The sequence below is a fragment of the Desulfoluna butyratoxydans genome (assembly GCF_900699765.1).
Classification (GTDB): domain Bacteria; phylum Desulfobacterota; class Desulfobacteria; order Desulfobacterales; family Desulfolunaceae; genus Desulfoluna; species Desulfoluna butyratoxydans.
Genome location: NZ_CAADHO010000007.1, coordinates 30,074 through 43,237 on the forward strand (window position 1 = coordinate 30,074; position 13,164 = coordinate 43,237).

The following is a 13,164-nucleotide window of genomic DNA, read 5'->3' on the forward strand; positions in this document are numbered from 1 at the left end:
TTTTCTCGGAAAATCGAATAGGGGTCCTCTGGGGAGAGCGCCTCAAGGGTGTGCTCGTTGAGAAGGGAAACACGTTGATCACTTGCCTCGCCCATATGGATCTTAATGCGGTTCGGGCTGGAATTGTGAAACGGGCTGAGGGTCAGCGCTGGTGCGCCGCCTGACCCTCAATCCCGTTTCCTCGGTTCAAACCGCGCAACATTTAGACTTCTTTTGTGGCGGACACGGTGTCGCTCATGGTTCTGTTATGCCTTTAACGCCGAATAAAAGATCTGTCTCTTTGATTGGATAATTGCTTGGAAAAAAGAGGAGCCCGAGTCACCGCACAAAGGGGTTGGTTTGCGTGCGATGCTCGGGCAATGGAGGGTTGAATCTTTGAAAGGTGGTGCCTGCCGCTATTGATGTAAGAAAGGGCTACGCGGCTCTGATTGACCTTATTTGTCAGCCCGTCTTGTTGGCCGGGTTTTTTCGGTTGGGGCTAACGTCACCTGTCCTGCTATTCAATTCCCTGGGATTTCAAAAAATATTTTGCCAGGGTCGGAGACTCCTCCACCATGTTGTCGACATCCCAGAGAGGGATGTCGTTGGGGGCGGGTTCAGGGGCGATATCAGGAGGCGTTTCTTGGCAATTTTCAGGTATTCTTGAGTTCTTGATGAAGTTGATGACTTTCGCTCCCGTAGTTCTATCATACCAGGTGTTTTGAATTTCAAGTTTTTCCATTTTAGAAACCTCGCTTGACTTTGAGCTTATAGAAACCCTCAGCAGATTGAACAGGGTCTGCTCCCCATCTGCTAGAGAAAGTATAGCTTGACCCTGAACCCACTATCAATTCATTGCTGTTTACTCTTTTGTATGCGCCAATGGTTCTGGCTTGATAATAATACTGCCCTCCACAATATCTTTTATTCTCATCTGTTGGCGCACTGTTCCAATAAATTTCGAATGTAGATTTTGGGGTTTGAAATAGATTTGATAAAATATACTTAGTGTTGAGAGTTACTGGGAACCAGGGCGTCTCATACTCATCACCGGTAGGCATAAGTTCCAGATCAACGACCAGGCCATCGGAGATTTTGCAAGACCCGATAATCAGTTTGTCATTCATCCACTTAACTATATCCGTAACGTAACTTTTTTCAGGAATCAAATCGACAGCCCCATTGTCGAGCAAAACCAGGTCATATCTGCCATCCGATTTTGTCTGTGGGTAGATGGCTGGAGTATCTTTGTAAATGATTTTGTCTCGGTTTCCCTCAGGACCGAATCCTTTAGAGATGTTTGCTACGAATGGGGATTCGGTACTAGCTTTGATTTGGATTGAGCGGCCCTTTGGAAGTTGGCCCTGTTTGCCAATGGCCATAATTATGTAGCCTTCGGAACTTCCCCAGTTGTCTTGCAGAGTAAGTTTAGTTCCTTCGACAAGGAGAGGTTTTGACAGGTCACTTTCGGTCCATGGGGAGTTGAGTAAAGTGAATTTATCCCAACCACGGTCACGGGACACCACATGCCAATGTCCTGTATTTTTGGCTTTCGCGATTATTGTCTCGGCCTCAAATCCAAGGCCAACGGTCTCACCACCTTTCATAGATACAAATGCCGTTGATCCCAGCACTCCGGTCATTCCGGGGGTGGTGCTACCAAGATCATCACCAAACCAGCCGTAAAACATGTACTCATTGTCATTGCTGTTGGTGGCTTCATTGACCCCCAAAAAGATCTCATTTTCGGTGGTGTTCTTAGCCCAAAAGAGACCAGTATCACCAGGGTTTGTCTTGGGAGTGTCATCTGTGTCGAGACAAAGGTATTTTTCCCCCCCGATTTTGTCGGAGTACACATACCAACTCATTGCGTCGTCGATTTTTTTAAACCAACCTTGGGCTAACCGTTTTCCCATTGGATGCTTAAGGGCTCGTGTAACACCCCATCCGTGATACAACACCATCGCGAAACCCGTGGCGGGATTGAAGTGCCAGTAATCCCCGAAGACATGGATGGGGTCTGAGGCGTCGATAAGTTTGTGTTTTCTCAGACGTGCTCCAACAAGTTTGGTAAGGCCGTTGCCAGTATTGCCAAAGCCACCTCCGACAACGAGTTCAACCGCTTGGTCTGTGGCGTAGATGGCAAAGTCCTTTGCGCCATACACAGCATCGTTTGCGGTGCCGCTGGCGTGGCCGTTATTGATTTGGATTCCGTAGAATGTTTGTGGGGTGTTGAAGACTATTGTAAGACGCTGGTTTGTGGAAATACCACTGTGGGAGAGCCAGGAGTTATCCGTCCAATTACCAACTTTGGTTTTGGTCGTGTCAAATGCAAAGTGTGGATCGAAACTCTCACTATATTTCGATGTGGCTATTGCACCAAAATCGACGCCTTGGCGCATTGGGATTACTTCGCCACGTTTATCTAAAAACTCAATTGAGCGAATGGCAATGGAGTTGGTACCAGACCAGTTGTTTGCGAAGTCAAAACAGACCGACTTCGCGATGATTTTGTCCATTGGGAGTATGTTGGTCGTCTGAAAAGCTATAATATTGGCAGATTGATTTGCCTTGTTGAAATAGTCGCTATTGCCAACGGTTATCCCCGTGTTCGTCCACTCCCGCACTCCACCAGTCGCGGTCTCTATGGGGGCTGCACTATCTGAACGTATATACTTATCTACACCTAAAATGGTATCTTGAATTAGTCTATTCCCCTGGAATGAAGGGGTGCAGGCCATCACCATCCCACCGTACTCTCCACCAGCGAACGGCATCCCCAGATTAACGGGTAATCCAGCTTGACCGTCCCCCATATAATCAACCGAATCCATGCCCTTCACCTCGGTCGCCTCAACCGAAATACCCTCGCCATAAGACAAAACAGCCTGCCTGACCCCCGTATTGACCACCTTTTCCTCAAGCGTCTCCAGCGCCTCTTTCTGTGCGGTGATCTCGTCCACAGCCGTTTGGTGAGCCTGGCGAATATCCTTATGGGCTCCATCATTCCGGTTGTGCTCGGAGATGGCTGTTGTGCAGGCTTCCCGGATATCCTGATGCGCCTGGCTGTCTTCGTTGTGGTCGGAAAGGGCTTCCATGGTGGCATGCACGGAAGGGGCAATGGCAAGGGAAATAACCGCCTCGTTGCTCACGACCATGGGGGCGGTGATGGTGTGGGTCATGGTGCCCTTGGGGGAGTCCTTGCCCACCTTTTCAAGCTCCGGGTGCGGGCCGATGCCGATGACGGTGTCGTCGGCCAGAATGGCCACTTCGCGGATCATCCAGCTGCCGGTTTCGGGCTTTGTCTCGGGGATGCTGACGCCGAACTCCACGACTTTACCCGAAGGGACGTCCGGGGCATCCACCATGGCAATGGTGTCAATGGGCTGGCGGTAGAGCTCGTTTACCAGCATGGTGCTGCCCGAATGGTCGGGCGTCTGCCCGCCGCCGTCCCCGATGGCGATGTGGGTGGCTTTGATTTTGGTTCCGGATGATTCAGCCTCTTGAATGGCCTGAAGCCCGGCAGGGGTCCATCTCAACATGGTCTTCTCCTTACAGTCTGATATGGGTTTTGACGCGAAGGCCGGCTGCCGCAAAGATCTGGGACGGTGTCTGTGTCCTGGTGCTCACGCGGGCGAGTTTGGCCGTGGCGGCCTTGGCCCCGTTGATGACGTCTCGGATGGCGTCGTATTTTGTCTTGTCCATGGGAGCATCTGCGGGAACCGACACCTCGAATTCGGCCCATCTGGTGCTGTCCACGGGCTTCATGGAAGAGAGGGTGCACCCTTCGTGGCCATAGTGGTCCAGGATGCGTTCCACGCCGGGGTGCCTGCCCGCCATGCGATGCCAGGCCCAGGCGTCAACCACCCGGGTCCGGTACTGGTCAAAGGTTTCGGCGGGGTGCTTTCGGATGCCCCTGGATTGTGCAAAGGCGGGCACAAGCTCGTCATCGCAGGTTTTGGGGTTCATCTGGTCCCGGGCCCACACGATGTCGGCGCACACATCGTCCAAGGCTTTTGCCATGCCCTTGAGGATGACGGCCACGGGGCCGCCTGCAAGGGCGGGGCGGAAGCGGAGCTGGTTGCGTATGTACTTCCAGAAAAGGGCCATCTATGCCTCCGGTTCCGTTACATGGGCCAGGGTCAGGCCGGTGAGGATGGCCAGGCCGTTTTGGCCCACGGTGATGTTTGTGGTGGGGGCGAGCCACTCCACCTCTTTGATGTGGGGCGAGACATTCATGATGGCCCCCACAACGCGGTCCTGGGTCATGTCTTCGCCCACGCCGAACATATAGGCCTCCTGGGCGCTTTCGTCCGGCTTGACAAAGAGGGTTCGGACTGCCGACTCCGCCTTGGGCCGGATCTCTTCCCACACGGCCTCGGGTTTCAGGTGGAGGGCAAGGGAGATGTCCACATGCACGGGGCTGGGTGCCAAGACCTGCCAGTCGTCGTTCTGGTGGGCGTTGGGGGCGATGGCCTCCCGCACCTTTTCAAGGAGTTCGTGGGTGGGCATCCCGGCCATGCCCCGGATGACGATATCCACCGTGCCCTGGCCCCTGGGGTGCTGGTCGTTGACGGCCACGTCCAGAACGCCGGGAACAGATGTTGCCCATCGTTTGTAGGCGTTGGAAGAGTAGCCGTCGTTGCCTTTCCACTGGAGCCTGTAGCGCTCTTTGAGGCTGGTGTCGGACTCGGTGTCCACCCCTTCGGTGAGCAGCCAGCCGGACCGGTTGGTGACGGCATCCACCCCGGGCACGGGGGTGACGATGACGGAGATCTGGCCGGGGGTGACGTTTGCAGAGGCCCCGTAATCTTCGGACTCCACGGGCACGGCCACCTCGTTGTCTCCGTTTTGCATGACGGCATCTTTGGTGGTCACGAATCGGTGGACCTTGCCCGTGCCGTCGGGCTGGGTCCTGACGATGCGCCCTTTGGCAATGGAGACGTTGCCGCTGCTTGCTTCCCTGGTGAAGTGCACCATGCCCTTTGCCTTGCCCATGGCCTGGCGGGGGGCCTCCACCTGGTCGGCGTGGAGATCCATCCACGTGCCGTGGGATTCTCCGGGAATCCCCAGCCGCACCTGGTCGGCAAGGAGCAGGTACACCTGGTGCAGGCTCCAGCTCATCACTTCCAGGATGCCCCTCACCACGCCTTTGTTAAGGTTCATCTCCCGGGGCAGCCACCCCTTGGCGATGTATTCGTCGTGTACGTCAGATACCCTGCCGAAGACCATCTGGCGGCATTCGTCCAATGTTTTAGAAACTCGTGGAATGGGAACAGCCATCTTTGATCACTACCTCCATGGTTGCGGGATCGATTCCGATCACCAGGTTGTTCATGTGGGACTGGCCGATCCATTGCCAGCCGGCTTCGGCTTCGATGCCTTTCTCGTCCCAGGAGCGGATGCGGCAGGTTTCGCTTCCGGCCTCCACCCTGGGGTCGTTTCTTAAGATGCGCCTCACTTCCGCGGTGAAGCCCATGCGATGGGTCTCCGTATTTTCGTCCTTGATCCAGTGGTAAATCCGGCCACCGTAGGTTTCATCGTAGAAGAGGGTGCCCACAGGGGTTTTCAGGGCCTCGCGAATGTCCTGGAGGCCGGTGTCTACGTCCTCGGTGAGCACGAGTTCACCGTTTGCGGCGATGAGGGCATGGCCCTGGCCGTCCAGCTTGATGTCTTGTCCGAAGATATGTTCCATTATGCCACCTTGTATGTGCCGGCACTGGACCCGCCACTTACCGTGACCTGGGCACTTGCCGTGATGTGAGCCACCACGGCGTTTGCCACGGCCGTCGCCAGTTTTTCGGCCCAGGCATGGTCGCCTGCCACCTCGATTCCCTGGGCGGTCATCTCACCGACGATCAACCCTTTGAGTGCGCTGTTGCTCAGACTCATTTTGTTGTTCTCCTTATTTCCCGGCAAAAACCGTTGAGGACACATCCCCGTGGGGAAGCCCTGTGAAATGGCAGACGCAGGCACCGGTCACCACCCCCGTGCCCTGATTGAGCTTGATGAGCGGGGCATCCACGGTGGCCTCGCTGCCTGCCTTGACCGTCCATTTGTCCCCGGCCTCTGTCTCCGCGCTGGCCGAGGTGAGGGTCACGATGCGCTTGTCCGCCTCGATCTCGATGGAGACCCCGGGTTCCAGCTGGATGATGAAGGCCCCCAGGTCGCATTGGGGGGCCTTGTTGCCCTGCCACCTGAAATTGCCGATGCGGGGAAAGTTGGGGTCCCCGTCGTAGTATGAAAGATCGCAGCGGGTACCCGGGGCAGGGGGGCAGACCACGCCGCGTTCCGGCCCGGCCCAGAGCACCGGGATCTCCACCTTGGGAATCACCGGTTCGTCGGGGTCCGGGGTTTCATCGTTTAAGAGCGGTTGCACATCGGCCCAGTACTGCCCGTCGCTGGGATAGCTTCGGATCACCTCGGCCTTGCGCACCACCCGATAGAACTTGCGGAGGTTGGGCCGCACCAGCTCCACCGCCTTTTGAAAAAGCCGAAAGAAATCATCAACATTGGAAACGGTCATACGATCCTCCGTAGGAAAGAAAGGTGCGCACAGAGCGGGGACGCAGGACGTGTGTCACGGCGTCGGCCATGAACAGCCCCCGGACCCCCTTGCGGGTGTCGTTTAATTGAAACTGCATGCCGGGCAGCATCCAGGGCGTGAGGAAGGTTTCCACCTCACTGGGCCCTTCGGTGCGGACCTTGTGGCGAATGATGCCCCCGGCCGTAGAAATGACCGGGACCGCCCCCTCCCTGGGGGCATCTGAAAGGACCAGAGCCCCGCTTTCAAGCCGCAGGTAAGACCCGCTCAAGTCCTGCGAAAAGCCGCTCTCCAAGCTGTGCATCACCCCCATGATCGCTCCCCGGACAGGGCTGCCGCTGACGCTCATGCGCGGAATGAGGGTGTCAGGCAGGTCCACATGCCCCACCGGAAGCCCGGAGGCGGCAAGCATGCGCCTGGCAAGGACATCCGCCGGTTCCTCAAACCACGACTCCGTGAGATGCGTGGTTAAGAGGGCGCGCTCCGGGCCGTCGGCATGGATCACCACATGCTCCCTGGCCTTTAAGGAGGGCGCCCATCGGGTGACGGTACCGGTGAACACGCCCGGGTCCCGGTCCCGGTCCCGATACCCGAACCGAACGGAAAGGGATTGCCCCTTGTCCAGGGCCTGATGCACCTCGCCCATGGGGTCGGGCACGGCAATGCTGGCCTCGGTCAGCACGGACCGCCGCGATGCGGTCACCACGCACTCCGGGCAGCGGGTGACCCGCTTTTCCCCAAGGAAGATGTCCAATTGGATGCCTGCAATGACTCCCATGGCTACCTCCCAACATTGATTTTAAGGGACAGCTCCGGTTCTTTGGCCGTGGTACCGGGCGTCTTGTTCTCCGCCTTTCCGGAGGCCCCTCCGTCTTTCGGAGGTTGGGCCTGGTTTTGGATGGGCGGGTTGTGCTCGGTAAACGACAAGGTGGCCTTGATCGTATCCGTTTTGTTGTCCTCGCTGGATTGCAAACGTTTGAATACGGCATGGTCAATGCCCCATGCCGAGATGTGGTGGTTGGCGATGGTAAAGACCTTCGGGTTTTTCTTGTCATTGGTCCCTTTGAAGACCGCTACGAGCTTTTTCAGTTTGTCGTAGCAGGTGCCGTTTTCGTCGCTCACCAGGACCAGGGACAGGGAAAAATCCGAATCCTCCCATCCCATGGGGAGCTTGGTGGTGCCGGGTTTGCCCTCCTCTTTGGGTTCATCGAAGATCACCTCGCTTCCTATGGAGAGACTCGACAAAATCCCGGGGACAGTCACTCCACCCAACGACACCTCACCATCTGAAAATTTCAAGTACCCATCCATCAGTCCTGTCCTCCGTAAGAACTCACCAGTGTCTGCAGGGCCTGGACAAAAGAGTCCGCGTCCGACACATCGGGGAGCTGCACATGTAAATGTTCAATAACAACCTTGGAACCCTGGCTTCGCACCTCACCGCTTTCAGCGGCATGCTGCGGGCCGCTGGCACCTTCAGCCGCCTGTTCGTATGGGGTGGCAACGGCCGGAAGGGAGCTGATGCCGGACGTGTATTGCCCGGGATCGGCCATGGCTGTGCCGAGGGTAAGGCCAACTCCGACTGCCGCCCCAGCGGCCCCTTTCCCCAGTACCGACGTTGCGCCCCGGACTCCTGTGGACAGGGTATTCACCATTTGTGAGCCGGGAACAGTGAGCTTCGCCAGCGACCCCTCTTTGTCGTCCGAAGAGGAGAACCAGTTGCGAATTTTGCTGAATCCTCCCTTGATGATGGTAAAGGGCATCATGACGGCACGTTTGATGCCCGATGCCAGGGAATGCATAATCTTCACGCCGATTTCGGCCAGGTTGATGTTGGACAGGAAATTCTTGACGCCGTTAAAGCCTTGGATGATCCATCCTAAAGGCGTCAGGTTGAGAAATGCCCACTTGATGCCGTTGCCGATGGAAGCGGCATGCTCCACGATCCAACCGGCAGCGTTGCCAATGCCTTCCCCAAGCCAGACAAATGCCGAGAACAAATGGCCCACCATCTTGATGCAAAGCGTAAAGGGGCTAAGAACAAGACGAACGGCCCAGGCCAATACCTGAAAGGCCGAGCCAACCACAACGCCCACGATGGCACCGAAGGTCTGCCAGCTTGAAACGCTTGTGGACTCTGCCGCACCGAAAAGGGCGCGTGATACGTAGGTGATGATTTTCCACAGGGGCCGGAAGGCACCCGCCAGGGTGTCGATGATGGGGGTAAAAATACTCCCGACACCCGCCATGGTGGTGACCATGGCGTCCCAGGCGGTATCCCAGGCCACCTTGATGCGATAGATCACGCGACAGATCGTGGTAATCACGCCCACCAATCCGGCCGCTTGCACGTCCTTTGCCAGTTGGCCTTCAATGGTGCCGATGGTGCCTGAAAGGGTTTTAAAAACGGAGATGACGCCCTGGACGATCAGTGTCAACGGTTTGAAAAACTCGGCAACCTTGTCCCAGAAGGCAATGATTACAGCCCCCAGTGCGATAATGCCCATGGCGACCAGAGCGATGGGGTTGGCCAAAACCATCGTGTTAAAAAAGGATACAGCCATACTGGCTAGCATCATCACCTCGGGAAAGACTGCCAGAGCGACCACCGCCGCGGAAAATCCGCCGGCCATTAGCAGGACGGCTTTTCCGATGGGGTGGGCTGCCATGGTCGTGAGCCAGCCCACCACTGTGACAAGCGCGTCCGTTAAGACTTTTAAAATGGGGGTGAAGGCACTGCCCACCACGATGGAAAAACTGGTGGTTGCTGCGCTCAGGATCTTGAGGGACCCATTGAGGTTGTTGAGCTTTGCCCTGGCCATTTCCGCTGCCCGGCCTGTGTCGTTGTCCGCCGCTTTGGCAAATTTCTTGAGGTTGCCGATCCCCTCATTCAACAGGGCGTTGACAGGTCCAAGGGCATTGTCCCCGAAGACGGTTTTCAGCGTAGCGGCCTTTTCCGTCGCCCCCACTCCGGCAAGGGCTGTTTCCATGTTTCCCATAATATCCAGGAAGGGAAGCATCTTACCGTTGGAGTCTTTGGTTGCCACATTCAGGTCCGAGAGTGCTTTTGCTGCGGCACCCGTCGGTGCGGTCAGCTTGTTGAACATGGTGGATGTGGCATTTCCCACATTCGCCGCCGTGATGTTGGCTCCGGTCATGGTATTGGTGATGGCCGCAAATTCGGCAAAGCTGACCCCGGATTTGCCCACCGTGTTTCCAGCCTTTTCCAGTGCCGTTCCGAGGTCTGTGAGGCTCATGCCCGAGGCGGCGGCCGAGGCGAGGATATCGGCCACCTTACCTGATTCCGAGGCCTTCATGTTAAAGGCACCCATGGCTGCGGAACTTACCGAGACCGCTGCGCTCAGGTCGCACTGGGCTGCCGTGGCCAGGTTCAGGATATCCGGCATGACGCTGACGGCCTGGGCGGGGGTGAAGTCACTTTGGCTCAGTTGCTCCTGGGCCGCCACCACTTCCCCCGCAGCGAAACCTGTTTTGGCCCCCAAGTCCAAGGCGCTTTGTTTCATTAGGGCCATTTCGCTGGCGCTGGCTTTTGAGACAGCTCCCAGACTGGACAACTTGGTCTCGAAATCGGCCGCCGACGAAATGGCGGGGGCCAGGACGGAAAGGAACATATTCGCGACGACTAGGAAGGGCAGCATCTTTTTGGAGATACCTGCCATGCAGTTACCGAATTTGCTGCTTGCGATTCCTGCCTCGTCCAAAGCTCCCTTCATTTTTTCCAAAGGCCCGATGACAGACTCTGCCATCCCCAAGTCTTGTAAAATGCTAAGCGCTTCCACTAACTGACTCCTCCTATTAGGCGCTGCAACGATTCAAGGTGTCTCTTCTCCAACCATTCTGCCCGGGCAACCTGGGAGGCGAAGGTCTCCAGGTCCTCCGCCGCCTCCTGGCCGAGCCAGTGGGAGATCATGGCCTCCCACTGGTCCATGGGGTCCAGGGTTTCCCGGGCGCGCCGGATCAGTTTCCCAGGTCACCCACGCCCACGGCGCCCATGATGGCGTTGCCGAAGGTGGCGGCCAGGCCGGGGTAGATCTTGATGTTGGCGGCCAGGGCCTCTTTTTCGTCGGGGTGCACAATTTCGGAGACGAAGTTGCCGAAGGCTTTCATGGCGTCTTTGCCGGCCCCTTTCTGGGCACGGGAGATCTGGGGCCGGTTGGGGCGTTTGAAGTGGTGCCTGATGGTCACCTCTTTTCCGGCAAACCGGTCGTTGAAGGTGTGTTCCATAAGGGTGTAGCCTTCGTAGGAGATGTCTGCTTCGGGTGCGGTTGTATTGGGATTTTCTGTGGTCATGCTTTGTTCTCCTTGGATGGTGTAAGGGTTCAGACAAAAAATAAATATTCACATCACACATGAATGCCGATGTGATTTAACCCGAGGAACGAGGGTTAAAGCGCAGCGGTAACCAGCTTTCAAGGTGGCTCACCTTGCCGCCGGAGGCAGACATGGGCTGAATCGTTACCGGTTCGCCCCATGCAAGGGCATGGGGCGGTTGGGGTTAAAGGGCCGCATCTCCTCCCCACTTGATGGGGGAGAGGATCTTGAAGTCGAGTTTCACCTTGCCGGTGGCTGACTCGTCCTGCTTGGCGCTGGTGTCCTGCTTGGTGATTTTCACCTTGGGCAGGGTGTCGGTGACGGTGTCCATGCCCTCGTCGCCGTAGCTCACGCTGATGGGAAAGGGTTCACCCTTGTAGACGCTGCCGCCCAGCTTCTTGCGAAGGCGTTGAAACTCCTCCCTGAGAAGGCTCATGGACCCTGAAGCGCTGTAGTTCTTGCGTCCGTATTTCGTGGAAATACTGCCTTTGCCGTAGACGAGATCGATTTCCCGGCTGTCGTTGTAGCTGATCTCTTCGATATCGATTGCCGTCGTGCCGTTAAGATCAATGGTTACCGATTCCCAGTCATAGGTGTTTCCGTTGATGGGCATTAGGCCACCTCCAGTCTCGGATCCTGACGGCTGCCCGCGTACACGTACTGGGCAAAGAGTCGGATCTCTCGGATAATGGGCAGGCCGATGAGGGTAAACTCAACGGCAACCCCGTTGTTAACGATGTCCTGGCCGGCGGGGATCTCCACCTTGGAGGCGGCCAGCTCCTGGGGTCTTGCTGCGATCATGGTGCCGTGGGCCCCTTCGATGCAGGCTTTCAGATAGTTGAGGCCGCTGCCTCCGTTGTCAGCCAGGGTGGGGTCCCCGGCTTCGTCGTACATGCTCTTGAGGGCTGCCATGCGGGAGAGCCGAATCGCTTTGAAAACAGTTCGCACCACCTCTTCGTACTGGAAGTCGCTGGTGGGATCGGCCAGGGTCCTGGAGTCCCCCCAGTAGGCGGAGGAGAGGCCCGCATAACGCTTGGCCGTCAGGGCGCCTGCCTTTTCCAGGATCTTCTGGTGGGCTTCGTTGAAGTCCTCGTCCAGGGTCCCCTGGGAGATGCCACCGTCTTTGACGCGGCCCGTGGCCCGGCATACCGGAATGGAGAGCACCCGACCTGCCTGGAGCCCGGCCCAGTTGCGCATCAGGCGCTTGCCCGAGGGGTCCGACACCTCGCCGTAGGCCGCGCACACCTGAACAAACCGGTGGGCGTAGCTGTCCAGCTCGGCCTTGCAGGCCGCGGTCCAGTCATCCACGGTTTCTCCGTCCTGGGGCAGGCGGTAGGCCATCTTGAAGTAGGTGGGGCGGTGGAGGTTCCACAAGGCATCGGCCTTGGCACCGGCTGCCGCCCAATCGCTGCTGTCCGAGGGGCCCACGATGAGAACGAACTCCACGTCATAGCGCTCCAGGGGTTTCTCAAGGGCCGCCATCACCCCGCTGATGCTGGGCACAGGGGGAGCCAGGCGGCAGGTGTACACCGTGCCGACGGTCATGTTCGAGGCGGGAACCGTGATGGTAACTCCCGTGGAACCGGCGGCAATCAGGCCGTCGGCGGGGAGGGTGCGTTCGACATCCCAGGAGTCACCGCCGTCCAGGGAGAGCTGGTAGGTGCCCTGGTTCCGGCCACCGGCCTTGACGATCTTCAGGACCAGCTCACCGGCTGCCTTTACCGTGCCGGCCACATCGATGTCCGGGCCGGTGCCGACTTTCTCCACAGGGCCGATGGGGGTGCGCACGGTGACGCTGTAGGTGTCGCCCTCTTTTTGTTCTTCATCCGTAAGGACCAGGGTGGCCCCGGAGTCCCCCAGGGTGACCTGGCCGTTGGCCGGGGTGGCTTCCGCCGAGGCGAAGGTCTTGCCGCCGTCCAGGGAGAGCTCGCTTGTGGCCGTGCCCAGGGAACCGGCGGTTTTGATCTTCAGCACCGCGTCCAGGTTGCCTGCGGGAGAACCCGTTGCCGTTGCGGAAGGTCCTGTGCCCGTGTGGCGCACGCTGCCGATGTACCCGCCGGAGAGGCCTTCAACAGGCACGGCGATGACCACAGGCTCCTGGCCCCCTGTTGCAAATACGTCCTTGAGGGTGTCCACCAGGGGGCCGACACCCAGGAGACCTTCGAGGTCCGAGTGCTTGCCGAGCAGGTATGCCTTGCCCACGGTGCCCTTGGAGCAGACACCGGTCACAATGGCCGTGCCCGATACCCCGCCGGGAGCAAGGCCGCTGGCCCCGTCCACCAAAAATTCCAATACGTCGCCCATAATCG

General features: G+C 57.7%; 13 protein-coding genes. All 13 read right to left on the reverse strand.

Going from position 1 to position 13,164, the window contains the following annotated elements:
• Nucleotides 1-496 precede the first annotated feature (496 nt).
• Nucleotides 497-721, reverse strand: a complete 225-nt coding sequence (locus MSL71_RS18135) for a hypothetical protein (protein WP_180143092.1) — start codon at nucleotides 719-721, stop codon at nucleotides 497-499.
• Nucleotide 722: 1 nt separating this feature from the next.
• Nucleotides 723-3,521 (reverse strand): phage tail-collar fiber domain-containing protein, encoded by a 2,799-nt coding sequence (locus MSL71_RS18140; RefSeq protein WP_180143094.1) that lies wholly within the window; start codon nucleotides 3,519-3,521, stop codon nucleotides 723-725.
• A 10-nt stretch (nucleotides 3,522-3,531) separates the two neighbouring features.
• Entirely contained in the window at nucleotides 3,532-4,089 is a 558-nt protein-coding gene (locus tag MSL71_RS18145) for a phage tail protein (protein WP_180143096.1), read from the reverse strand.
• A complete protein-coding gene (locus tag MSL71_RS18150; protein WP_180143098.1) occupies nucleotides 4,090-5,262 on the reverse strand; it encodes a baseplate J/gp47 family protein in 1,173 nt (390 codons plus the stop codon). It lies immediately after the preceding gene.
• Nucleotides 5,234-5,674 (reverse strand): baseplate assembly protein, encoded by a 441-nt coding sequence (locus MSL71_RS18155; protein ID WP_180143100.1) that lies wholly within the window; start codon nucleotides 5,672-5,674, stop codon nucleotides 5,234-5,236. The genes MSL71_RS18150 and MSL71_RS18155 overlap by 29 nt, the downstream gene beginning before the upstream one ends.
• Complete coding sequence (locus MSL71_RS18160) at nucleotides 5,674-5,871, reverse strand: hypothetical protein (protein WP_180143102.1); 198 nt, start codon at nucleotides 5,869-5,871, stop codon at nucleotides 5,674-5,676. Before MSL71_RS18160 ends, MSL71_RS18155 begins: the two co-directional genes overlap by 1 nt.
• A gap of 13 nt (nucleotides 5,872-5,884) precedes the next feature.
• Nucleotides 5,885-6,505, reverse strand: coding sequence for a baseplate assembly protein (locus MSL71_RS18165; protein ID WP_180143104.1), 621 nt, complete (start codon nucleotides 6,503-6,505; stop codon nucleotides 5,885-5,887).
• Nucleotides 6,486-7,301, reverse strand: a complete 816-nt coding sequence (locus tag MSL71_RS18170; protein WP_180143106.1) for a hypothetical protein — start codon at nucleotides 7,299-7,301, stop codon at nucleotides 6,486-6,488. Before MSL71_RS18170 ends, MSL71_RS18165 begins: the two co-directional genes overlap by 20 nt.
• Before the next feature lie 2 nt (nucleotides 7,302-7,303).
• Nucleotides 7,304-7,822, reverse strand: coding sequence for a hypothetical protein (locus MSL71_RS18175; RefSeq protein ID WP_180143108.1), 519 nt, complete (start codon nucleotides 7,820-7,822; stop codon nucleotides 7,304-7,306).
• Between the two features lie 11 nt (nucleotides 7,823-7,833).
• On the reverse strand, nucleotides 7,834-10,290 hold the full coding sequence (locus MSL71_RS18180; RefSeq protein WP_180143110.1) for a phage tail tape measure protein: 2,457 nt from the start codon (nucleotides 10,288-10,290) through the stop codon (nucleotides 7,834-7,836).
• A 211-nt stretch (nucleotides 10,291-10,501) separates the two neighbouring features.
• Nucleotides 10,502-10,834, reverse strand: a complete 333-nt coding sequence (locus MSL71_RS18185; protein ID WP_180143112.1) for a DUF6848 family protein — start codon at nucleotides 10,832-10,834, stop codon at nucleotides 10,502-10,504.
• Between the two features lie 205 nt (nucleotides 10,835-11,039).
• On the reverse strand, nucleotides 11,040-11,468 hold the full coding sequence (locus MSL71_RS18190) for a hypothetical protein (protein ID WP_180143114.1): 429 nt from the start codon (nucleotides 11,466-11,468) through the stop codon (nucleotides 11,040-11,042).
• Nucleotides 11,468-13,159, reverse strand: coding sequence for a DUF2586 domain-containing protein (locus tag MSL71_RS18195; protein ID WP_180143116.1), 1,692 nt, complete (start codon nucleotides 13,157-13,159; stop codon nucleotides 11,468-11,470). The genes MSL71_RS18190 and MSL71_RS18195 overlap by 1 nt, the downstream gene beginning before the upstream one ends.
• Between the last annotated feature and the right edge of the window lie 5 nt (nucleotides 13,160-13,164).

Coding starts and splice junctions, on each gene's coding strand:
- MSL71_RS18135 (WP_180143092.1), bottom strand. CDS start 721: ATGGAAAAACTTGAAATTCAAAACACCTGGTATGATAGAACTACGGGA.
- MSL71_RS18140 (WP_180143094.1), bottom strand. CDS start 3,521: ATGTTGAGATGGACCCCTGCCGGGCTTCAGGCCATTCAAGAGGCTGAA.
- MSL71_RS18145 (WP_180143096.1), bottom strand. CDS start 4,089: ATGGCCCTTTTCTGGAAGTACATACGCAACCAGCTCCGCTTCCGCCCC.
- MSL71_RS18150 (WP_180143098.1), bottom strand. CDS start 5,262: ATGGCTGTTCCCATTCCACGAGTTTCTAAAACATTGGACGAATGCCGC.
- MSL71_RS18155 (WP_180143100.1), bottom strand. CDS start 5,674: ATGGAACATATCTTCGGACAAGACATCAAGCTGGACGGCCAGGGCCAT.
- MSL71_RS18160 (WP_180143102.1), bottom strand. CDS start 5,871: ATGAGTCTGAGCAACAGCGCACTCAAAGGGTTGATCGTCGGTGAGATG.
- MSL71_RS18165 (WP_180143104.1), bottom strand. CDS start 6,505: ATGACCGTTTCCAATGTTGATGATTTCTTTCGGCTTTTTCAAAAGGCG.
- MSL71_RS18170 (WP_180143106.1), bottom strand. CDS start 7,301: ATGGGAGTCATTGCAGGCATCCAATTGGACATCTTCCTTGGGGAAAAG.
- MSL71_RS18180 (WP_180143110.1), bottom strand. CDS start 10,290: ATGGCAGAGTCTGTCATCGGGCCTTTGGAAAAAATGAAGGGAGCTTTG.
- MSL71_RS18185 (WP_180143112.1), bottom strand. CDS start 10,834: ATGACCACAGAAAATCCCAATACAACCGCACCCGAAGCAGACATCTCC.
- MSL71_RS18190 (WP_180143114.1), bottom strand. CDS start 11,468: ATGCCCATCAACGGAAACACCTATGACTGGGAATCGGTAACCATTGAT.
- MSL71_RS18195 (WP_180143116.1), bottom strand. CDS start 13,159: ATGGGCGACGTATTGGAATTTTTGGTGGACGGGGCCAGCGGCCTTGCT.